A 21,072-nucleotide genomic window follows, 5' to 3' on the forward strand; every position below is an offset into this window, starting at 1 on the left:
GGAAAAGAGGAAAAATGGTGAGTAGCAAAGCGCAAGGCATGAATCCTGGCGGATTTTCGCTTGCTGGGGCTGTAGATTTAGAAGGCGTAAAGCGTCGTGTAGAAGCTCAAGCTAAGCAAGCTGCTAAAGCTGCGTCGGGTTCTACTGGTTCTTCTGCTCCAAAAGCTGGCGGCTATGTAATCGATGTTAATGAGCAGTCTTTTCAGGCGATGGTGCAAACGTCTGTAAGTTTCCCAATTGTTATTTTGCTTTGGCAAGCTAATGACGAGGCCTATTATGATGTGGCGCAGAAATTAGCGGATGCTGTTAACGCGCTTGACGGTCGTATGCAGTTAGCTCGTATCGACTCTGATGAAAGCCCAAGTATTGCTCAAGCATTGCAAGCGCAGCAGCTTCCTGCAATTTACGGTTTAATTGGCGGACGCCCTATGCCTATTGCGCAAGGTTTACCTAGCGATGAGGAATTACAGCAGATTTGTGGCACTATTTTGCCGCAATTGGTTCAGGTTGCTGAACGCTCTGGTGTTGCTGGAACTGCTCCTTTTGTGGAATCCTCGGTTGAGAAAAAGTCTGAAACGTCTAAAGATGCAGATCAAGATAGTTCCGAGAATAATTCTGTTGAGAGTGTTCCACCTGCTCATGAGCAAGCTCATTCGCTTGCTATGAAGGGTGATTATGAAGGTGCTGCACGTGAGTATGCAAAAGTAATGGAAGCGGATCCTCATGATGTGCTCGCATCGCGTGAACATGCAAAAGCTTTGTTGCTTTCGCGTAATACTAATACTGATGTTGCTGCGGTTAGAAAGGCTGCTGGCGATAATAAGGATGATTTAGATTCGCAGCTTGCAGTAGCAGATGTAGATATGATTGACGGTCATATTGATGACGCTTTTGGGCGACTGCTTGACTTCCTTGCATCTGGTCATAAGAGTGATGCGGATGCTATTCGTTCTCGTATGCTTGAGTATTTTGCCATACTTCCTGCAGATGATGCTCGATTAGCGCGCGCTCGCCGTCGCCTTGCAATACTTCTTTATTGATTCTTATGAAGATGACTTGTATTTTGGCGATTGCAGATTGACTGACTTATGCGTTATTAAATAAAAAAGCCAAGAACCACAACAATCGTGAGAAATTCGTGTGATTCTTGGCTTCAGTAGCGGGGCATGGATTTGAACCATGGACCTCTGGGTTTCCTAACTAATCTCTTACAAAGCCACAAATTTTAATATCTTTCCTTTCCTAAAAATTAAGATAGCTCAGAGCAATACCTCTGAGCTATCGAATAAGCCTTTTCATCAAGAAACAATGCGGAGTCTTTTGATGAAAGTACTTAATATTTTAACCAACCCAGATGATAACGTCAACGATCTTGTAACGTTTAATGCTCCTTCCGCAGCTCTCCAGTTTGACGAGGAAAAACGGGAAGAGATTCGCTCTCTTAATCCTGATGCTCAAATGAATTGGGCACATACTACTACGCAACAGTTGCGCGAAAAACTTGTCACAACGATTGATAGCGTAGAGCTTGCTAACAATAATGTTGCAGACTTCTGCATTGCATTAAATACGGCGCTTTCTGGTGAAGCATGGGCTATTCTTGGAATAAGGCGGGCTCTAGTTGGGAGACATAGTCTTTATCGAGTGTCCAGTTGTGGATGAAGCGTAGGTCGCACGAGTTTTCGTATGTGTTTTCAAGCTCGCTTATGGGGTGGATGGTGTATCCGGTTTTTTTGCGCGTCTTGCTCATCTTGTGTGTTTTCGCAGATGTAGATTTTGTGGCATCCGTCGTATGCGAAGCTTGTGCCGGTGACTGGCTTGCTGTTAATTTTCATTCTTGTTTTCCTTTCTACTTGTATATGATTTTTCTTATGGTTTGGTTTTATATAAAAACCCTGGTGTGATTATTTTTCGTTCGTGTTGTTGAACACTGGAAGGGACAAAAACGGAATGCGCTGGAGCCAACCCCTTGCGGGCCCTAGCTTCGCGCGTGTCCGTAACGCGAGTGGAGGACGCGGGGAAGTTGGCGGAAGTGACCCGTTTTTTAGAGTGGGAAGTGTCAAGAACACGTCATAAAAAGCAAAAAATGAGAGTACACCGCAGGTGTTCCATGCGATGATAATGGGTCTGCCGCCATGATAGTGGTGGCAGATTCTTTGTTCTGCTGGTGGCGGCTGGTTCACACATCTTTGTGTGAACTTATGGAAGCATAGTAGCCACCCTTCTCGCGTGGTAATAGCGCGGCTTGCTCCTGGGGGTAATGCCCTAAAATTTATGGAATTTTGTTCAGGGCATGCCCTAGGGGTAAGACGCGCCCCGCGCGGGAGGGTGGCTGCGATAAGCCACCAGGGGCTGGCAGAAAAAGTTGCGCTTCTTTTTCTGCCAGCAAACCCTCTGCTTACTTCTGGCACCAGTGGGGTGTGATGTGGTGAAGGAGCGCTGTAGTAGTGATGCGTGCAAGCCAGTACTTCTCGTCTATCGTGAGTGCTTTCTGGGCTGTGATACGAGCGTTTGTCGTGTCATTTTTCAGCCAATACAAGTATGACAGTGTGCCATAGACTGTGACAGTTTCCCTCTGACTTAATCCTTTAAGTTCCAGCATGGTGGTCAGCAGTGCTATTGCACGATGGATGCGCCGTGTGTCGAGGGTGAAATTGTCATCTCTAAAAACCAGGTCGAGGCTTGAACGCACATAGTGGACAGTTTTCTCAGCGAATGGGTGCTCAACGTTATCGAGGAAGTCTTGCATGGTGCAGCCATGGAAACTATCAATAAGGAACATGTCACGCACGATGAGGAGACTGCTTAATGCTTGGATACCGTAGCGTAGTGTGTTCTCGTCCAATCCTTTCGTGGTAAAGCCTGCTAGGTAGTTGTGGAATGCTACGAGAGCTTCTACCTCTCCTATTAGGAGTGTGACCGTGTGGTCGCTGTTGATGGTAACCATTTTTTTTATCCTTTCCTTGTGTGTTGGTAGTTCCAGGGCAGGCACACCCGTAAACCCACAAGAACACTCCCAGTCCTTGTGCGACGCTCCAGGCTCGACTCCGGTCAGCCCGTGGAACATGTTGTGGAATGGGCTGGCAGGGGTGAGCTTGTTGGGTGGCGTGACAAGGCTGGCGTGTGGTCTTTGGACTGGGTGTGCTAGCCTCTGGGCTACCAACACGAGAAAGTGGGGGCGGCGACCGGTGGCAGCATTCTTGCTGCGCCACAACAGTACAGTCTCCACGAGTGAAACTCGTGGAGACAATAGCCGCCCAGACTTTTTAGTGGATCCGGGTATGGTGCTGATATTTCTTTTAATTCTCATGATGTTAGTCAAAAGAATTTACAGACGGGACATCAGTTATAAATATCCTAGATATAGATGTTGGTGCTATTTGCTCACGGCACAAATGAACACTCTATGACAGATAAAGTATGGTTCACTCGGTTAACTTAGATGTCTGAATTGAAAGCGTTCTAATTTAAAAATAAGCTGCGCTGTGAAACTTCTGTAGTGAACTTTCACAGCGCAGCTTGTAGTTGTGCTCGTATTTACAATATTTATTGCATCTTATTCTGCTTTAATTGAACGCAATCGCTTATCGAATATGCAGATAAGCACCAGTATAAAGTGGATAAGAGCAGCTATGACAATTATTCCTGACTCTGCATGTAGAGATGGAATGGTCATGTGGGAATAAGCGTAATCCCATAGCGGATAGCTTACTGCTCCTATAGCGGCAACAACTGAGATGAATACAGACATTACCTGTCCAACGAGATTATCATCTACTGCATGAATAAATACTGTTTGGAATGGTGGATTTACTACTCCTTGGAAGAAAGCAAAAAGGAAACCAAACACGGCTGCTGCTATAGCGTTAGGCGCTAATGCCAGTCCTATTATAGAAAGAGTCACTAGTATATGTGAAAGAGTGAGTAGCATAGAGAAGGACATTTTGCTGGACACTTTTGGCGCGATGAGATAGCTGAGGGCATACCCAAGTGACATTGCGCTTAAATACCAGCCATATCCTTCTGCACTATGTAGAACCATTGAGAATAAGAGGACTCCAGCAAAGCTTATGCCAGTAGATGCGATAGCTTCGAGTATTGCAAATGGAGCTAAAGTCCTGTACGTTTGGTTTTTTACAAATGTTGCCATTCCCCTAGCCCAAGTTGCCAAAAAGCCTTGAGAATATTCTGGATTTTCATCTGCGACGTCTGAAGTATAAATTCCGGTTCTAACTGCATGCTTGTAAATAAAATAAATAAAAATTATTATTCCTGCTAATGCGATAGTTTCTGTAAATAGAATTGGAATGTATAAATATTTACTACTCGCAAAACCTGCAACTGCTGGTCCTACTAATGTACCCATGAGGCTTGTAAAGCGAAGAAGTGAAAGAACATTAATAAGATCATCATTTTTTGTTACACGATTAACAAAGGAAGTAATAGCAGGAAAATAGAAAGTATCACATGCTGTCGTAACCATTACAAGTATACAAACACACCAAAATAGGAGCAACTTGTTAGCAGATGGGGTTGAGAAGGATACCGATACAATTGCGATAATACATAATCCCGCAATCATTCTTGCTAAGCATGCAGCAACTGTTGTCCTGAAAATTCCTACATGCTCAGCTAGTGCTCCTGAGAAAAGGCCTGCTACTAATTCACTTATTGCAGTGAGGGTGAGGTAAAGCGATAAATAATGGCTTGACTGCTGAAAACCGATAAAAAGTGAGTTCAATAGCCATAATTGAATAGTAGTTGAGGCTAGTGTAGTTGCATAGTTAGAAAGAAAATCACTAGCTGCTAAACGCAGATATCCGCGGTAAGGTTTAAATAGATTCGTCAAGGTTTGCTCGTTTCGCGAAATTACATTGCCAAATTATTGCTTGAGAGATGCTATCGGCACTAGTAGTGAAGTATGTTGTAAAGTCGTCGTTATCCCAAATCTGTTGCTGTAGGTTCTTGTCATCACGCACTGTGCTAAAGAGTTGAATAATCTGCTCGACGCAAGATAATGTTTTCTTTATATAGAAGTATTGTTGTGCGAAATCGACTTCTACTTGCTCTCCAGGGATAGTCGTATGTATTTCTTGGAATGTCCGTAGCAAATCAATTGTTTTAATAAGCGATATTTTACATGTCTCGAAATATTCTTGTATTGAATGGATGGTGGATGTTTTCGCTGTGTTTGTACTGACGATAGTGGCTTCAAGTGCAGCATTTGCTTTGAAAAAATATTCTGTTGCTTCAAATAGAGAAGCGCAATATGCTGCACTTGATTTCACATACTCATCAAACATTTCTTCGTACGAAGTCATGTTCATTATTAACCTTTGGTGTGAATATGTGCGGATAAATTATGCCTAAATCATATGAGGATATGGTCGAGGTCGTGGGTTGATTCCGCCGCGCTTGCTATTCTTGTTCATCTTTGTCTCCTTTCATAAGAACAATGCTGTATCTTATTTGCATCTTCATCTATGAAGATGCAAATAATCCTAATACAGGATTCGCATTCTTTCCAAGTGTGTCTCTTATTGTGGAATAATTTTATATAAAAATTAGTAGTACATTATTAGACCTTAACTATTTACCAGTCTCAGCTCGTAGTACGTGTTTTCTGATATCCCTACTGTTTGGCAGAGTCCGGCTATTCGTATGTCAGGATTCTTTCTGTGGAATTGGTGGATAAGGTGTAACGCTTGGCTTCAATCAAAACCCTCAACTCTGCTCGCCATCTGGTCGAGGAATATGCTGACTTGCTTGTGTACTTGTTCTGGCATGCCGGACTGTGTGTAGTCGGTGTTTTCCCGCCTGTTGATGCAGCGTTCAATCCTTTTGCGCCCGATGAGGGTGGACGGCATTCCAGCCTGTGCAAAAATAACAGACGGTCTGACACCGTTATCGTATTGCTGGACAGCGTCTTTGTGGAATTGGCTTGTGTAGTAGATTCGTGTGGCTGTCGCGTGTTTGATAGCTGGAAGACTGTTGAGATAAGCACGTTGACTAGGGGTAAAGGCTGTGTCTTTTCTACTCATGAGTATGAACCGTTACGTGTGAAAGATTAATAAGAAATCAATAGAGGAAGAAGAAAATATAGAGTGAGGGGCCACACCATTGCACGGAGATAGTCCCGTGTGCATGTGCGACCCCTCGCCAGTTAATACTAAGCGTGTTTACGGGTTAATGCTTACGAGCATTTTCCTTGTTACGCTTAGTGATCATGATGCTTGCTCCTGCGCCCAGGGCTGCAAGAGCAGCGATAGCGATAGACACGACCGCGCTACCAGTCTGAGCCAATGGTGCAGCAGTAACACCGTTCCAATCATCAGAATCTTCGACTGGAGTGTCATAGCACACACCCGTATTACCACCATTACCATTATCTCCACCGTTTGGGTCGAATGGGTGATCGTTATGGGATGCGCATGGCACGATAGGTGTACCAGTCGTGTGACCACGGTCGGTATGATTCATCGTGTTCATACCAGTCAACGTGCCCTTGACTTCTACGTATTCGCCAGGCTTTAATACCAGGTTAGACCAGTTTGCTGGATACTCCAGATTAGTTACCGTACCGGAGCCTGCGATAGTCTTATCATCTAACGTGATCTTGGTCAGGTTGACTTTACCGGTGTTGATGATACGGAACACAATCTTGGTGCCGTTCTTGGTAGACTTCAAGGCTTCGCTTGGTGTGTTACGGTCTCCCGCTTCAAGACCAGATGCTGCGTCGTACTTGATGAGTTTAATAGCAGGGGTCTGGTCTGGGGTCTTGGTCCACACCATATTGGATTCGCGTTCAACATCATTCATGGTTTCCACGAACGTGTTTTCTACGCGATCGCTTACGCCCAAACGGGTCATTTGCACGTACGCTGTCCAGGACAAGTCACTATCCATAGCAGATGCAATATCAAGGAACTGTTGTGTTGCCTCTACAGTAAACGCACCATTAGCCTCGGTGAAAGTGAAATATCCGGCATCAACACCGCTACCGTCGATACGGCTACCCTTGGAGATCACAGTGCCGTCAGCGAGCTTAATGTCGTTGTTGACATAGACTGCCCACTGGCCGGTTAGCTTGTCAAACTTTTCATCATAATCATCCACGATGCGCCAATTCTTGATCTGCTTGTAGGCACGGTTACCAGCGATCTTGGAGCTATCGAGACGATACAAGAACTGATGATCCTTATAAATACTCTTACCATTCGCACTTTCGCCATTAACCTTAACAGTCACATCCTTCTTCGGGTTAATAACCTTTAACGGGTTAGTTACCGTGTTCGTTACATCCTTGCGATCGTTTGTAATCTGGGTGGCAGTGTTCTTCACTACATACCCGTCCTTGACCTGCTTGACTGTCATAGGAAGCACGATGGTGTAATCCTGACCAAGGAGAGACTGGTCGATTGCAGGATCCTTTGTCACATCCAATACCTTGCCAGCGTAGGCCTTTAAATCTGTTGGTTGTGGATCCCCTGGAAGAATATCTCCGAGATACTCCGTGTCTACGGTCTTAGCGAACACGTAGACGACACCATCCTTAACCTGGATATTGAACTTGTTGGTGACGTCCTTACCGGCTGCGTCTAGGATTTCGATATTCTTGTCATTGAGCTGCAAGTACTCATCATCATAGTCATCGATCATGCCGAGACGGTGAACCTTATACGCAGTGTCCTTCAACGTGGCTGCGCTTAAAGTGAGACGGTAGTAAATATCGTCTCCTACGTATGCGGTCTTGCCATCAATATTGATACCAGTCTTGGTTTCATCCTTCTTTTCAGGCTTTGGCTCTACCGGCTTATTCGATACCACGTTAGACGAGGTCAAACTATTGTTGAGTTTCAAACCCCACTGATTATCCACACTATGGTCTGTTGGAGCGTTCTTGGATACCGTGCCTTCGAAACGAACCTGGAAACGATGCTTAGATCCCGCGGTCATATTCGCTGTCACGTAATCCTTGTTGAGTTCGATAGTAAACTCATGCTTCTCGGTATCTGCAGTAAGCGTGTAGTTCTTCTTACTGATGGTGTGACCGGTTTCAAGGTCACGCAGCTCGATAGTCTGCTTGTCAAGCTCAAGATACTGGTCATACGTGTCAGTGAATGCAACAGACTCGATAGCATAACTCAGGTTGTTTGGAATGGTTGGTTCGCTAGTGAGTTCGTATTCCAGCTTCTGTCCTGGCATGACACTCTTACCATTAATATCGTCCTGGTCACCACCCTGAGAGGCCTCAGATATGACTGCCTTTGCTACTGGTGGAACGTAACCACACACGTATGGTTCGTTCGTAGTCTTTGTCTTGCCCGCGGCAGACTCTGAGCCTTTATTCTTCAAACCATGAGAATTGAGGGCTGCGCCTGTGGTTGGATCAGCACAAAACTCGACTTCATCCGTAGCTTTTTTGCCTGCGTCAGCGCGTACCTGGGCTGCACCCTTACCATTTGCATAATTCGCCTTGCCTCCGATAAGCAGCGTGTATTGCATAGGGGTAGCAAGACTACGTGCAGCAGCAAGAGCTTGACTGGTCATGGTAGCAGTAATGGTCGTGCCAGCCTGTTGGATAGTGAACTGGCTTGTCACGTCAGTACCCTTAGTGATGATGTCATCGACTGAGGAGACGGTAGTTGATGCCTCAGGGATTGGAGCAGCATACACATGCACATCACTCATATCTGGATCCCACAAATAGTCAGCAGCCGTGTAATCATCAGACAGGGTGAATGTGTCGAGGCTATCTCCCAGGTTCTCGCCCAAGCTACCGTTAACCACAGAGCCGAGCTTGTCACCATCAAGGATGGTTTGGGTGTCTGCACCGGTGGTGTTGGTATGCTTCGCATCAATAACGGTTGCCCATTTGCCGTTAGAGTATTTTACCCAGGACTTATCAGGGGTAAAGTCCCACAGTTTAGGCTGGTCTTTTGCAAGAACGATAACAATCAAATCAGTATTTGGCGTACTCATACCCTGAGCAGCGAATGAAGCGAGTGTATTAGCTGAATCAATATCATCAAACACTGTGTATTCGCTACCGCCGTGATTATATTTTCTGGTACCGTTCTGTGTTTCGTTGTTCCATGCTGATAACCATTGAGCGCCAGTTGCTTGCGCGCTAGAAGTATTGTTATATTCCGGTTTTGTGATTCCTGGTCCTGCTGTTGTTGCGGTGAAGCCTACACCCCAGATGCGGCAGTCTGCCGAACCAGTGCCACCTCGCGCAGTATACTCTGTTTCACAATCACCGCGAGCCTTGGATAATGCAGCGTTAATTTGCGCTCTAGCTGCTGCTTCGCGGGTAGCAGAGCTACCGATGGCTACACCTTCTGATTGGATAGCGCGCACCACTGCTTCATTATCTGATGCGGAACCTAGGTTATCATCGGTAACCCAGAATGTATTCGATTTATATGTGCCAGATCCGCCAGTGTTTCCACCTGTCCATCCGGCACCGCCAGCGGCAAATGCGGATCCTGTCAACATTGTTGATGCGACAACGATACCAGCAAGAGCGCGATGTGAACCTTGTCGGATCTTGTCTCTCATACTTTTATGCTTAGCGAAAAGCGACATAAAAGTCTCCCTTTTTCAAATTGCTTATTATGAAATGCGAAACCAAAAAGTTTCACATTCAGTAATGAGAAAATGAAAAAATTTTATTTTATATCAATAAAAATTTGGTATTGATAAAAATGGTTGGTTTTAGAAGTCGTCTAAAACCAACCACTATGTAAAGGGAAAATGAGTAAAGATGGAAACTATTTGCTATTAGTTACATCACCGTCACCATCTGGTGTTCCATCGGTATTCCATCCAGTGCCACAGCGATAGATATATCGACATTGATTAGGTGTTCTATGTAATTCATTATATGCTTTCCCGTCAGCAAGGTATTTATCCCAGTCGACCGCACCCGAATTCTTATTCTGTGCTGGCGCACTATAAGAAGACCCACCACGAGTACTTGAACGAGGAGCTCCCGAGCTAGTACGAGCCGCAGACTGGGAACGAGCCTGCGGAGCTGCTTGCGCCGCAGCCGCTGCGGCAGCGTCTGCCTGCTGCTTCGCTTGTATACTTGCGTTTACACTGTCGATTGCGCCTTGGACTGGCTCAAGAGCCTTAGTCAAAGACTCGACGGTTGCTTTCTTATCATTCAACGCTGCGGTAAGCGTGTTTATCTGGTTTTGCAGGTTATCACGAGTAGCATTATCAGCCACTTGACCGTCTGATGAGGAGAGCAGATTATTCATCTCATCAAGCTTCGCCTTCACCATATTCTTAGCATTTTCAAGATCCTTCACATTCTTCGACTTTGTGACCTGAACGACTGAGTTTTTCAGAGCCTTAGTGGTCTTATTAAGCTGTGCTGTAGTCTTATCAAGACTAGACATGGTCGCGTTGAAAGCCTGAGTGTAGGAGATAGCACAATTCAAAGACTGCGCCTTACTTACCTTTTTACTCTTAGCATGCTGGGCTGTGAATGTGGTGTAGGTTTTAGCGTTTGCAACCTGCTCCACACTAGTCACAGTCTTAGCAGTTTCATCAGCATCCTGGCGTGTCTTCTCGTACTGTGCCCACGCTTTGGCGTACGCACTGTTTGCCTGGATGCACGCTTGAGTCTTGGAATCTCTTAAAGACTTCACACCCAGCATACTCGCAACCAGCAAAGCTATAACTACAACAACCGCAGTAGCAATGATGATAAGCTTACGCTTCTTCTTGCTCCCTGGCTTCTGGTCACCGCGACCAGAAATAGCATCTAGTCTCGTAATCTCGGTTTCTTGTTTAATAATCTGATTTTTATCCATATTAGCCATAATTATCCTTCGTCTTTCTATCTATGTTTTTACTATACGTAAATATTCAGGTGAAAGATATATACATACTTAGTGTCGTTCTAATTTTTCTTTCCTAATCTCGATAACTTTTGCTTTATACATAGTAGTGAGAATACGATTGGCAACTTTTTGATATAAAGTCAATATGCTCGTGTGCTCCCCTCATATTGTCTTGTTTTAGAGGCGAACAGCTTCTGTAATGGCACTGCTATCAGGGAATGTGAGACTGATATATATTTGAGTGGTTTCTACACTAGCGTGGCCAAGGAGTTTAGATACTAAGAGAAGGTCGTGTGTACTTTCATATGCCTTAGTGGCATATCGATGTCTGAGACTATGTGTGGAGTATCCGTTACCAAGAAGCTGAGAGATGTGATGCGCAATATAGGATGCTTCGACGTGACCGGTCCATCTGCTAGGAAACATGTATCCATGCTTGTTGGCGATGATTTGTGCGAGATCTGGCGCGATGGGGACAGTGCGTTCTTTGCGTCCTTTACCGTGTACAAGAAGCTGGGGATGAGTATTAAGCATCATAATATCGGATGAAGATACTTGTGCTATCTCACTACGTCGTAATCCACATTCTGCCCCGAGCCTGAGCATGGCTTCATACTCCTTGTTACCTCTAACTCGGGCTAAAGCACCACGAATGATGTAATCAGGACATGGATGAGGTATTGCGTATTCTTTACGAATTTTAGGTAACTTTACTGTTGGATTGACATCAATAATTTCTTCTTCAATCATGTATGAGTAAAACGAGCGTATTGTTGAAGAATAACCTTTGCGCGTTTCTCGTTTCCAGTCTTGGTGTGCAAAAAGCTCAACAAGTTGTTGTCCTGTAATATCTTCTGGTGGCTGATTAAGTAGGCGTGCAAGCCGACTGATTTTGTAGTAGCGGCATCTAATCGTATCTTCTGTATATCCACTTGCTTCAAGATATTCCAGCCAATGTGTAACATATGTTTCCCAACTATTAGGGAGTAGTTTTCTTTTGATTTTTAACATAAAAACATAGACTAGAATACGTAGAGAAAAGATTTTACGTATTGTTTCGTTACACGGTTTCAAGTCCGTTTTTTTTTACAAATACATAATATGTGATATACTATATATGTAACTAACCGATAGGATGAAAAGGCTAGTTGGTTTTAGGAAAGAAAGATGAATGATAATGGATTTGACATTGAATCAGATTGTGACAATGAATATTCGTATGCTTTTGGCGGGTCAAAGACGTACGCAAAATGAATTGGCGGAAGTATTAGATATGACACGACCGTCGGTCAATATGAGATTAAATGAAGCCACTCCATGGCGTGTTCCGGAAATAGAAAAGGCCGCAGAATTCTTAAAAGTAGAACCTACGACCTTATTCGTAGCGGGGCATGGATTTGAACCATGGACCTCTGGGTTATGAGCCCAGCGAGCTACCGAGCTGCTCCACCCCGCGTCGGCTACTTTTAGCAGCTCTATCTACGATAGGTGCAAATTTAAATTTGTCAACTTTCGGGCGTGTCTCGCTGTATTTGGTTAGAATTTTACGATTCGTGCACATGAGTGACATAGGCACAATAAACATAAACAAGTGTGGAGTATAATAAACACATGCCTATTAAGATTCCTGAAGGATTGCCAGCGCGAAGCATATTAGATGCTGAGCGAATTTTTGCATTGGAACGCCCAGAAGCAGAACAGCAGGATGTTCGACCACTTCGTTTGTTGATTTTGAATCTTATGCCCAAAAAAATCGAGACAGAAACTCAGCTTTTGAGACTCATCTCTAAATCTCCTTTGCAAGTCGACGTCGATTTTATGAAAACTTCTACGCATGTATCAACGCATGTTAGCGCTGATCATTTAGTAAAATTCTATGAAAATCTTGACGCACTTCGTAACAACTATTACGACGGATTTGTTGTGACGGGCGCTCCTGTTGAGCATATGGAATTTGAAGATGTCGACTACTGGCACGAATTTACGCAAATTCTTGACTGGGCATCAACACACGTTTTCTCAACAATGTATTTGTGCTGGGGTGCAATGGGTGCGCTTTACTATCGATATGGCGTAAAAAAGCATGTTCTCAGCAAAAAAGTTTTTGGTGTGTTCCCGCAATATTTGCAGGATGAGTACTGTTTTCTTACAAATGGTTTTGATGAAATCGCTTTACAACCGCATTCTAGAATAGCGAGTGTTGATGTTGACAGCATTTCTGCAGATCAGCGTTTACAAATTCTTACGTATGGTCCCGAATCTGGTCCGGGCTTAGTTGCTACGCGTGATTTTTCTGAAGTTTTTGCGCTAGGACACTGGGAATATGGCAAAATGACTCTTGCGCAGGAATATGAGCGTGACATGTTAAAAGGTTTGAGCAACGTTCCATTTCCTTACAACTATTTCCCTCATGACGATCCAAAATTAGAGCCATTATTTTCTTGGCGCGCGCACGCGAATTTGCTTTGGCGCAACTGGCTTAATTGGGTGTACGAAACTACGCCTTACAATCTTTCTGATATTCCTCATTTAAGAACTGCTGGAAGGCTTGGAACTGAACGTTCTATAAGACATGAGCCAGCTTCTCCGCGCTCCGATAATTTTTATCCATTTGACGGAGTTAAGTACGGTATGAATAAATAAATTTTGACGTTGCGTAATTTTATGTACAAGCAAAGAGTACAATCAGCAATTAGATATATTTTTCGTTTCGTGCCCCGCGCCTTACGAAATATGAAACATATGATCTAGTTGATATATATGCCGCAAGAATGAATGAATTGAGTATGTGAGTGAGCGGCACTGAATTGAGGCGTGTGAACGAATTGCTATAAGGAGGCACTTATGGATGTAATGGTTGATGTTTTACAGAAGACCACAACTGTAGCTTCTACTGTAGCTTCGAATAAACCAGAGCTACCTAATATTAGTGAGTTTTTGCCTCCAGAAATTTTGTTCCAAGGCACTCCATTTGCCATGAATCGCATTATTTTAGTGCGCTTACTTATGGCAGTAGTAGTAATGATTATTTTTGGAATTGGTGCTATGCGAGCAAAGGTTGTTCCTGGCAGATTCCAAAGCGTGCTTGAAATTTTGATGGATTTTGTGCGCTACAACATTGTTTACGAAATGATTGGCGAGGAACGCGGCAAGCGCTATGTGCCAATGATGTCCACATTATTCCTCACTATTTTCTTCTTTAATCTTTGTTCTGTGATTCCAGGATTAAATATGGCTGCAACCGCAACCATTGCTTGTCCGTTGGTATTTGCTTTGTGGGTTGTTTGCCAATATCTTATTGCTGGCATTCGCGAAAAAGGTTTTTTGCGATTCTTCCGCGAAGCATTGTTCCCAGCGGGTGTGCCATGGCCGATTTACTTTATTCTTTCGCCATTGCAGCTCATAGAATTAATAATTGTGCGACCACTTTCGCTTACAATTCGTTTGTTTGCGAATATGATTGCTGGCCATTTGCTGGTGGCCACTTGTTTAGTATTCACCAATTTCTTCGTGGTGGATTCCAGCAATAAACTCCTTGCCTTAGGCGGTGCTTTGTGGCTGCTTGGTGGCATTCTGTTTACCCTATTCGAAATTATGGTAGCTGGCTTGCAGGCATTTATTTTTACAGTGCTTGCTTCAGTCTACATTTCGGAAAGTTATCCGGAAGAGGAAGAAAAGTCTGCTGTTGTAGCTGCTTAATAAAAGTAGTTTAGATTTTCAGATTTTACATATCTTACGGGTTTATACTGGTTACTGTTTCAACAGAAAGGAAACCAATGAATAGTATCATCGCTCTTGCAGGTTTGACCGGCAACCTGAGCATTCTTGGCTTTGCTGTAGCAACTATTTCCCCTGCACTCGGCATGGCAATAGTAGTGTCTAAGGCTATGGAATCTACTGCACGTCAACCAGAGGTTGGCAACCGCATTCAGCTGTTTATGTTCGTCGGCTTGGCATTTATTGAGGTTTTGGGCTTGCTTGGCTTCGTTTCCTACATTATGGGAGCCTGAACAAAACTTACAATGCACAACACGAATAGTGTTGAAAGAATAGAAAGGACAAGCCATGGCATATGCAGCCGGAAGTAATAAGTTGGCGTTGTTCTTGCCTGAGCCTTATGACGTACTGTGGTCATTAGTAGTTTTGGTAGTTCTTGCAGCGTTTTTCTACAAGTTTGTTATGCCTAAATTCCAGGCAATTCTCGACGAGCGTGCAGAAAAAATTGAAGGCGGAATGGCTAAGGCTGCTAATGTGCAGCGTGAAGCAGACGAGTTGAAGAGCCAGATTGAAAACGAACTTTCTCAAGCTCAAACTGATGCTGCAAAGACTCGTGAAGAGGCTCGATCGGAAGCTTCAAAAATTATTGGCGAAGCTAGACAACGCGCTGAAAAGGATGCTGCGAAGATTATCAGTGAAGCGCAGCATTCCATTGAGGCTCAGCATAAGCATGCCATGTCCAGCCTCCAAGGAGAGGTGTCGGTTCTTGCAGCAGCTTTAGCTGGCAAGATTCTTGCATCCAAATTGGATGACGATACCGTCAGCTCCAAGATTATTGATCATGTGATCGATGAAGTTGGAGACACTAAAAATTCGGATCAAAGCAAGTAAAGTAATGTACAAAACTGAATAATCGCAAAATAAAATTACGGTTATTTCATTTTGTATTATTTGCATTACTTCGTTTTTTACAGAAACGAGGAGGTAAGAATGCCAGAAAAGGCATCGCGAGTAAACGATAGTTTGTCGCGTTCTTCGCTTGCTCAGGCCATCTCAGATGCGCACGATGAAGCGCAGCGCATTTCAGACGAGCTTTCGTCAATGATGGACATGATTGATAAGTATCCTGAGCTTTCTGATGCGATTACTGATCCGAATAGGTCTTCGGAAGATAAGTCTCGCCTGATTGACGAGCTTATTGGAGGTAAGGCGCACCCTGTTGTATTGCGCATTATGCATTATCTAGTAGGAACTTGGCACGGAGGTGCCGAAAGCGGTAAAACCGGTAGCTTCGGTGGTGCTTGGTCAGGATTTGAGCGTGAAGCTGGCGAAACATTGGTTACAGTCACTACTGCTCAGCCGCTTACAGATAAGCAAATTAAGCGTTTGATTGAAATCTACAGCAATAAGTTGGGTCATCGTGCATACATTAACCCAATTGTGGATCCAAACGTACTTGGTGGTATGCGTATACAAATCGGTGATCAAATAACCGATCGCACCATGTTGATGCAGCTTAAGCAGTTGCAGCGTTCTGCGCGAAATGGTGCTTGGACACAGGCAGTGAAGTAGTAAATTAAGGAGAATTATGGCGGAACTATCTATTGATCCCGCCCTGATACGCAAGGCGCTCGACGGGTTTGTTGACTCGTATAAGCCTACCGACATGCCAACGCAAGAAGTTGGCTATGTTGTTACGGCTGGTGACGGCATTGCGCACGTAGCTGGATTGTCCGGCTGCATGGCAAACGAGCTGCTCACATTCGAGAACGATACCTTGGGTCTTGCGTTCAACCTTGATGCACACGAAATCGGCGTCGTTATTCTCGGCGATTTTACAGGCATTGAGGAAGGGCAGGAAGTATACCGCACAGGCGAGGTGTTGTCTGTGCCGGTTGGTGACGCTTATCTTGGTCGTACTGTGGATCCGTTGGGTAATCCAATCGATGGTTTGGGTGCGATTGAGTGCAGTGAGCGTCGTATTCTTGAAGCCCAGGCTCCAGACGTTATTCACCGTCATCCAGTCGATGAACCATTGTCTACTGGTTTGAAGGCTATTGACGCAATGACGCCAATAGGTCGTGGTCAGCGCCAGTTGATTATTGGTGACCGTCAAACAGGTAAGACTGCAATCGCAATAGATACGATTATTAACCAGCGTGCTAACTGGGAAACTGGAGATCCAAAGAAACAGGTTCGCTGCATTTATGTAGCAATCGGTCAAAAGGGTTCTACTATTGCTTCAGTGCGTCAAAGCCTTGAAGAAGCAGGAGCTATGAAGTACACCACAATCGTGGCAAGCCCAGCTTCTGATTCTGCAGGTTTTAAATACATTGCACCTTACACTGGTTCTGCAATCGGTCAGCACTGGATGTATAACGGCAAGCACGTTTTGATTGTTTTCGATGATCTGTCGAAACAAGCAGAAGCATACCGTTCAATTTCCTTGCTTTTGCGTCGTCCACCTGGGCGTGAAGCTTACCCAGGCGACGTGTTCTACTTGCACTCTCGTCTGCTTGAACGTTGTGCTAAGCTTTCTGACGATTTGGGTGGCGGTTCTATGACCGGTCTTCCAATTATCGAAACCAAGGCAAACGATGTTTCTGCATACATTCCAACCAACGTGATTTCTATCACCGATGGTCAGATCTTCTTGCAGTCTGATTTGTTCAACGCCGGTCAGCGTCCAGCAGTAGACGTTGGTATTTCCGTGTCTCGTGTTGGTGGTGCAGCTCAGGCTAAGGCTTTGAAGAAAGTCTCCGGCATGTTGAAGATTTCCTTGGCTCGTTACAAGTCTTTGGAATCCTTCGCAATGTTCGCTTCTGATTTGGATGCAGCCTCAAAGGCGCAGCTTACTCGCGGTGCTCGTTTGACTGAGCTACTTAAGCAGAAGCAGTTCTCTCCTCGAGCAATGGAGCAAGAAGTTGTTTCTGTGTGGGCTGGTACTCATGGCAAGCTTGACGATATTCCTGTGAAGGATGTGTTGCGTTTCGAAAGCGAATTGTTGGATTACTTGGATAAGGGAACCGACATTTTGCAAGTAATTCGCGATACTGAAGACTTCACTAAGGAAACTGAAGCTAAGCTTGATGCAGCCATTGATGATTTCCGTAGGACGTTTAAGACATCTGCTGGCAAGCCTTTGATTGTAAAGGATTCTTTGCCGCCGGCTGAAAACCCTGCTCCTGTTGAGAAGGAACAGCTCGTAGCTAAGCCGAAAGCAGACAGTCGCGAGCCTGAGGGGAAGTAGCGTATGTCCTCCCAACTTGCATTGAAATCGAGAATTATTTCCACACAGTCTTTGGGTAAAATCTTTAAGGCTCAGGAAATGATTGCGTCTTCTCATATCGCTAAAGCGCGAGATATTGCGCTTAATGCTAAGCCTTATAGTGACGCAATTTTCGATGCCGTGCAGGCGTTGGTAGCTCATCACGAAGCAAATATTAAGCATCCTATTTTTGGTAAAGAGCATGCTGGCAATCGTGTAGCAGTTTTAGCTCTTACTTCTGATCGTGGTATGGCAGGTGCGTTTACGTCTTCGATTATTCGTGAGACTGAAGCACTTCTTGCAAAACTCGATGCAGAAGGTAAGCATGCAGAACTGTACGTGTACGGTCGACGCGGTGCAACTTACTACAAGTATCGCAATCGCGATGTGGCAGGTACTTGGGAAGGTTCTACTGACCACCCAGACGTTACTATTGCTGAAAAGATTTCCGATACTTTAATGGACGCTTATATGACGCCGGAAGCAGAAGGCGGAGTTTCGGAACTGTATATTGTGTTCACTGAATTTATAAATATGGTGAGGCAAAAAGTTCGTACGTTGCGCATGCTGCCAGTTGAGCTGGTTCCTTTGAAGGACGGTGAAGAGTTTTCTATGCATCGTCCTGACTATGAAGCAGCTTCTGGTCCTTCAGCAGCATTGTCGTCTACGAGCGCAGTTTCGGCTCGTGAAGAAGCAGTGAGCCGCAGCAATCCAGAAGCTGTGGAGTATTGCTTCGAACCAAGCCCGGATGAAGTATTGGATGCTGTTTTGCCGAAGTATATTCAGTCTCGTATTCACGAGTGCTTACTTACTTCTGCTGCTTCCGAAACGGCAAGCAGACAGAACGCTATGCATACGGCTACAGATAACGCCCGCAATTTGGTGGATGATTTGACAAGAAAGCTTAATGCTTCTCGTCAGGCATCCATTACTCAAGAACTTACCGAAATTATCGGCAGCGCTGATGCGCTGAATAATGAGGAGGATTAGGAGCATATGGCTGAAAATCAGACCACAGCGCCTCCAGAAGCTGAGCAGGAGGTCGATCCAACAGCTGGTCGCGTAACCCGCGTTCAGGGTTCCGTGATTGACGTTGAATTCCCGGTCGGCTATCTGCCGGATATTTACAATGCTCTCAAAGTCGATATCAACACCGTTGGAAACACCGAGGGAGATACCGTCCACGAGATTACGCTGGAAGTTGAGCAGCACCTTGGTGATTCGACTGTGCGTGCAGTTGCTTTAAAGCCTACTGACGGTTTGGTTCGTGGTGCTTTAGTGCGAGATACTGGCGGCCCAATCTCTGTACCTGTTGGTGATGTTACTAAGGGTCACGTGTTCGATGTTACAGGCAACATTTTGAATGCTAAGCCTGGCGAGCACATTGAAATAACTGAGCGTTGGCCAATTCACCGTAACCCACCTGCTTTTGATCAGCTTGAGTCTAAGACTCAGATGTTCGAAACTGGTATTAAGGTTATCGATTTGCTTACCCCTTACGTTCAGGGCGGTAAAATTGGTCTGTTCGGTGGTGCAGGCGTTGGTAAAACTGTGTTGATTCAGGAAATGATTCAGCGCGTTGCACAGAATCACGGTGGTGTGTCTGTGTTTGCTGGCGTTGGCGAACGTACCCGTGAAGGTAACGATTTGATTGGCGAAATGGCTGATGCTGGCGTTTTGGAGAAAACAGCGCTTGTCTTTGGTCAGATGGATGAGCCTCCTGGGACTCGTCTTCGCGTGCCTCTTACCGCTTTGACTATGGCTGAGTACTTCCGCGATGTGCAGAATCAGGATGTGTTGCTGTTCATCGATAACATATTCCGCTTTACTCAGGCTGGTTCTGAGGTTTCCACGCTGCTTGGTCGTATGCCTTCCGCAGTTGGTTACCAGCCAAACTTGGCAGATGAAATGGGTGCATTACAGGAGCGTATTACTTCTACGCGCGGCCATTCCATTACGTCACTTCAGGCTATTTACGTTCCTGCAGATGATTACACTGATCCTGCACCTGCAACAACCTTTACGCACTTGGATGCAACTACTGAGCTTTCGCGTGATATTGCAGCTAAGGGTATTTACCCAGCTGTGGATCCTTTGACTTCTACTTCTAGAATTTTGGATCCGCGTTACGTTGGTCAGGCTCATTATGATTGCGCGAACCGCGTTAAGGCTATTTTGCAGCGTAACAAGGAGCTTCAGGACATCATCGCTTTGATTGGTATCGATGAGCTTGGTGAGGAAGATAAGACTACTGTCAGCCGCGCTCGTAAGATTGAGCAGTTCCTTGGTCAGAACTTCTATGTGGCTGAAAAGTTCACTGGTCGTCCAGGTTCTTATGTGCCAGCAGACGAAACCATTGAGGCATTCACTCGCATTTGCGATGGTGTTTACGATGAGATTCCTGAGCAGGCATTCTCTGGTATCGGTGGCATTGATGATCTTGAGCGTCGTTGGCACGATATGCAGCAAGAGTTTGGTGCGTGATTATGTCGGAGAAGCAAGTAAAATCGCTGCACGTTAGTGTGGTGGCAGCCAGGCATCCTGTTTGGGAAGGTGACGCCAAGTTTGTGGTTATTCCTTCTGTGAATGGCGCAATGGGCGTGCTTCCTGGACATGAGGCTGTGCTTGCGTTGATTGATCACGGTTTTGTGAAGGTTGACGATTTGAAAGGCGTGCGTCACGTTTTTAAGGTGACGGATGGCTTCTACTCGGTTGACTCTGACAATATTACGATTGCTGTTGAGCATAGTTGTAACGTTGATAAAGACGGCAACGTGCTGCCTAACGCTAAGGTGATTTAAGGTTGCTTTTGTTGCTTATGTAAGTTTGTTGCTTTTGTAAGTTTATGAACTTGTGTAAGCAAGGTAATCTCTTCTAAGGCAGGAGTTTGGGATATTCTCAAGCTCCTGCCTTTTTGTTTTTATAGCGCGTTTGTAAAGAAAATAGATCTCAGAGGCGAAGCACTGTTACTAACTCAGCTAACGAACTGAGAAAGTAACGGTGATTGGCAAAACACTGTTAAAAACTCAGTTAGCCGACTGAGAAAGTAACGCTCACAAACGAAACGACGTGTTTGTTTCGAGCAGCCATTGCGCTATGTCTATTACGCGGATTCCTTCAATGTCGTAAGAATCGTGGCGAGTGTTTGCAAGCAGATTCGCACTTTCACTTTCAAAACTGTAAAATTTTTTCACTTTTGAAAGTGAGTGCCTATTTGCGTTCGTGTGCGAAGGC

General features: G+C 44.9%; 20 protein-coding genes and 1 tRNA gene. 14 read left to right on the forward strand and 7 right to left on the reverse strand.

Annotated elements, in window-relative coordinates:
* Positions 1-14 precede the first annotated feature (14 nt).
* Positions 15-1,040 carry a tetratricopeptide repeat protein gene (locus tag HXT44_RS00470; RefSeq protein WP_102703311.1) on the forward strand — a complete coding sequence of 342 codons (1,026 nt, stop codon included), beginning with the start codon at positions 15-17 and terminating at the stop codon, positions 1,038-1,040.
* 283 nt (positions 1,041-1,323) lie between these two features.
* The gene (locus HXT44_RS00475; protein ID WP_004109968.1) at positions 1,324-1,662 is read left to right on the forward strand and encodes a hypothetical protein; all 339 of its coding nucleotides are present in this window, start codon (positions 1,324-1,326) and stop codon (positions 1,660-1,662) included.
* 736 nt (positions 1,663-2,398) lie between these two features.
* On the opposite strand, the gene HXT44_RS00480 is transcribed toward HXT44_RS00475, so the two are convergent.
* Entirely contained in the window at positions 2,399-2,947 is a 549-nt protein-coding gene (locus tag HXT44_RS00480) for a hypothetical protein (RefSeq protein ID WP_231130963.1), read from the reverse strand.
* A gap of 78 nt (positions 2,948-3,025) precedes the next feature.
* Here HXT44_RS00480 and HXT44_RS00485 point away from each other — a divergent pair, with 78 nt between their 5' ends.
* Complete coding sequence (locus HXT44_RS00485) at positions 3,026-3,148, forward strand: hypothetical protein (protein WP_255358933.1); 123 nt, start codon at positions 3,026-3,028, stop codon at positions 3,146-3,148.
* A 408-nt stretch (positions 3,149-3,556) separates the two neighbouring features.
* Here the strand turns inward: HXT44_RS00485 and HXT44_RS00490 are convergent, their stop codons facing one another.
* Both HXT44_RS00490 and HXT44_RS00495 read right to left on the reverse strand, forming a co-directional pair.
* Positions 3,557-4,849, reverse strand: coding sequence for an MFS transporter (locus HXT44_RS00490; protein WP_076002578.1), 1,293 nt, complete (start codon positions 4,847-4,849; stop codon positions 3,557-3,559).
* Positions 4,833-5,321, reverse strand: a complete 489-nt coding sequence (locus HXT44_RS00495) for a hypothetical protein (RefSeq protein ID WP_226988337.1) — start codon at positions 5,319-5,321, stop codon at positions 4,833-4,835. The genes HXT44_RS00490 and HXT44_RS00495 overlap by 17 nt, the downstream gene beginning before the upstream one ends.
* Before the next feature lie 384 nt (positions 5,322-5,705).
* Between HXT44_RS00495 and HXT44_RS00500 the strand changes: the two genes are divergently transcribed.
* Complete coding sequence (locus HXT44_RS00500; RefSeq protein WP_162861110.1) at positions 5,706-6,071, forward strand: hypothetical protein; 366 nt, start codon at positions 5,706-5,708, stop codon at positions 6,069-6,071.
* A gap of 115 nt (positions 6,072-6,186) precedes the next feature.
* Here HXT44_RS00500 and HXT44_RS00505 read toward each other — a convergent pair whose 3' ends face one another.
* From HXT44_RS00505 to HXT44_RS00515, 3 genes are all read right to left on the reverse strand, one after another.
* Entirely contained in the window at positions 6,187-9,588 is a 3,402-nt protein-coding gene (locus HXT44_RS00505; protein ID WP_415693361.1) for an LPXTG cell wall anchor domain-containing protein, read from the reverse strand.
* 185 nt (positions 9,589-9,773) lie between these two features.
* Positions 9,774-10,832 carry a hypothetical protein gene (locus HXT44_RS00510; RefSeq protein WP_004109958.1) on the reverse strand — a complete coding sequence of 353 codons (1,059 nt, stop codon included), beginning with the start codon at positions 10,830-10,832 and terminating at the stop codon, positions 9,774-9,776.
* Positions 10,833-11,030: 198 nt separating this feature from the next.
* The gene (locus HXT44_RS00515) at positions 11,031-11,864 is read right to left on the reverse strand and encodes a tyrosine-type recombinase/integrase (protein WP_116431970.1); all 834 of its coding nucleotides are present in this window, start codon (positions 11,862-11,864) and stop codon (positions 11,031-11,033) included.
* Positions 11,865-12,072: 208 nt separating this feature from the next.
* On the opposite strand from HXT44_RS00515, the gene HXT44_RS00520 reads away from it, so the two are divergent.
* Positions 12,073-12,276 carry a helix-turn-helix domain-containing protein gene (locus HXT44_RS00520; RefSeq protein WP_408609799.1) on the forward strand — a complete coding sequence of 68 codons (204 nt, stop codon included), beginning with the start codon at positions 12,073-12,075 and terminating at the stop codon, positions 12,274-12,276.
* On the opposite strand, the gene HXT44_RS00525 is transcribed toward HXT44_RS00520, so the two are convergent.
* A tRNA-Met gene (locus HXT44_RS00525) sits at positions 12,236-12,309 on the reverse strand. The genes HXT44_RS00520 and HXT44_RS00525 overlap by 41 nt on opposite strands.
* Positions 12,310-12,464: 155 nt before the next feature.
* On the opposite strand from HXT44_RS00525, the gene HXT44_RS00530 reads away from it, so the two are divergent.
* From HXT44_RS00530 to HXT44_RS00570, 9 genes are all read left to right on the forward strand, one after another.
* A complete protein-coding gene (locus tag HXT44_RS00530) occupies positions 12,465-13,496 on the forward strand; it encodes a homoserine O-succinyltransferase (protein ID WP_004109954.1) in 1,032 nt (343 codons plus the stop codon).
* 201 nt (positions 13,497-13,697) lie between these two features.
* Positions 13,698-14,552 (forward strand): F0F1 ATP synthase subunit A, encoded by an 855-nt coding sequence (gene atpB, locus HXT44_RS00535; protein WP_004109952.1) that lies wholly within the window; start codon positions 13,698-13,700, stop codon positions 14,550-14,552.
* Between the two features lie 77 nt (positions 14,553-14,629).
* Entirely contained in the window at positions 14,630-14,863 is a 234-nt protein-coding gene (atpE, locus tag HXT44_RS00540; protein WP_004109950.1) for an ATP synthase F0 subunit C, read from the forward strand.
* Between the two features lie 55 nt (positions 14,864-14,918).
* Positions 14,919-15,461 (forward strand): F0F1 ATP synthase subunit B, encoded by a 543-nt coding sequence (locus HXT44_RS00545; protein ID WP_004109948.1) that lies wholly within the window; start codon positions 14,919-14,921, stop codon positions 15,459-15,461.
* A gap of 99 nt (positions 15,462-15,560) precedes the next feature.
* Positions 15,561-16,142 (forward strand): F0F1 ATP synthase subunit delta, encoded by a 582-nt coding sequence (locus HXT44_RS00550; protein WP_064621453.1) that lies wholly within the window; start codon positions 15,561-15,563, stop codon positions 16,140-16,142.
* Between the two features lie 16 nt (positions 16,143-16,158).
* The gene (atpA, locus tag HXT44_RS00555) at positions 16,159-17,820 is read left to right on the forward strand and encodes a F0F1 ATP synthase subunit alpha (protein ID WP_012913755.1); all 1,662 of its coding nucleotides are present in this window, start codon (positions 16,159-16,161) and stop codon (positions 17,818-17,820) included.
* Positions 17,821-17,823: 3 nt separating this feature from the next.
* A complete protein-coding gene (locus HXT44_RS00560) occupies positions 17,824-18,828 on the forward strand; it encodes a F0F1 ATP synthase subunit gamma (protein WP_004574170.1) in 1,005 nt (334 codons plus the stop codon).
* A 6-nt stretch (positions 18,829-18,834) separates the two neighbouring features.
* A complete protein-coding gene (atpD, locus tag HXT44_RS00565) occupies positions 18,835-20,322 on the forward strand; it encodes a F0F1 ATP synthase subunit beta (RefSeq protein ID WP_012913756.1) in 1,488 nt (495 codons plus the stop codon).
* Positions 20,323-20,324: 2 nt separating this feature from the next.
* Entirely contained in the window at positions 20,325-20,639 is a 315-nt protein-coding gene (locus HXT44_RS00570) for a F0F1 ATP synthase subunit epsilon (RefSeq protein ID WP_033888552.1), read from the forward strand.
* Positions 20,640-21,072: the final 433 nt, after the last annotated feature.

The sequence above is a fragment of the Gardnerella sp. DNF01198P genome (assembly GCF_049244165.1).
Taxonomy (GTDB): Bacteria; Actinomycetota; Actinomycetes; order Actinomycetales; family Bifidobacteriaceae; genus Bifidobacterium; species Bifidobacterium swidsinskii.

Bases quoted from the DNA above. Each gene is read 5' to 3' on its own strand.
- HXT44_RS00550 (WP_064621453.1), top strand. From the start codon at position 15,561: ATGCCAGAAAAGGCATCGCGAGTAAACGATAGTTTGTCGCGTTCTTCG.
- atpA (WP_012913755.1), top strand. From the start codon at position 16,159: ATGGCGGAACTATCTATTGATCCCGCCCTGATACGCAAGGCGCTCGAC.
- HXT44_RS00545 (WP_004109948.1), top strand. From the start codon at position 14,919: ATGGCATATGCAGCCGGAAGTAATAAGTTGGCGTTGTTCTTGCCTGAG.
- HXT44_RS00475 (WP_004109968.1), top strand. From the start codon at position 1,324: ATGAAAGTACTTAATATTTTAACCAACCCAGATGATAACGTCAACGAT.
- HXT44_RS00530 (WP_004109954.1), top strand. From the start codon at position 12,465: ATGCCTATTAAGATTCCTGAAGGATTGCCAGCGCGAAGCATATTAGAT.
- HXT44_RS00470 (WP_102703311.1), top strand. From the start codon at position 15: ATGGTGAGTAGCAAAGCGCAAGGCATGAATCCTGGCGGATTTTCGCTT.
- atpE (WP_004109950.1), top strand. From the start codon at position 14,630: ATGAATAGTATCATCGCTCTTGCAGGTTTGACCGGCAACCTGAGCATT.
- HXT44_RS00570 (WP_033888552.1), top strand. From the start codon at position 20,325: ATGTCGGAGAAGCAAGTAAAATCGCTGCACGTTAGTGTGGTGGCAGCC.
- HXT44_RS00560 (WP_004574170.1), top strand. From the start codon at position 17,824: ATGTCCTCCCAACTTGCATTGAAATCGAGAATTATTTCCACACAGTCT.
- HXT44_RS00505 (WP_415693361.1), bottom strand. From the start codon at position 9,588: ATGTCGCTTTTCGCTAAGCATAAAAGTATGAGAGACAAGATCCGACAA.
- HXT44_RS00510 (WP_004109958.1), bottom strand. From the start codon at position 10,832: ATGGCTAATATGGATAAAAATCAGATTATTAAACAAGAAACCGAGATT.
- HXT44_RS00495 (WP_226988337.1), bottom strand. From the start codon at position 5,321: ATGACTTCGTACGAAGAAATGTTTGATGAGTATGTGAAATCAAGTGCA.
- atpD (WP_012913756.1), top strand. From the start codon at position 18,835: ATGGCTGAAAATCAGACCACAGCGCCTCCAGAAGCTGAGCAGGAGGTC.
- HXT44_RS00520 (WP_408609799.1), top strand. From the start codon at position 12,073: ATGCTTTTGGCGGGTCAAAGACGTACGCAAAATGAATTGGCGGAAGTA.
- HXT44_RS00515 (WP_116431970.1), bottom strand. From the start codon at position 11,864: ATGTTAAAAATCAAAAGAAAACTACTCCCTAATAGTTGGGAAACATAT.
- atpB (WP_004109952.1), top strand. From the start codon at position 13,698: ATGGATGTAATGGTTGATGTTTTACAGAAGACCACAACTGTAGCTTCT.
- HXT44_RS00480 (WP_231130963.1), bottom strand. From the start codon at position 2,947: ATGGTTACCATCAACAGCGACCACACGGTCACACTCCTAATAGGAGAG.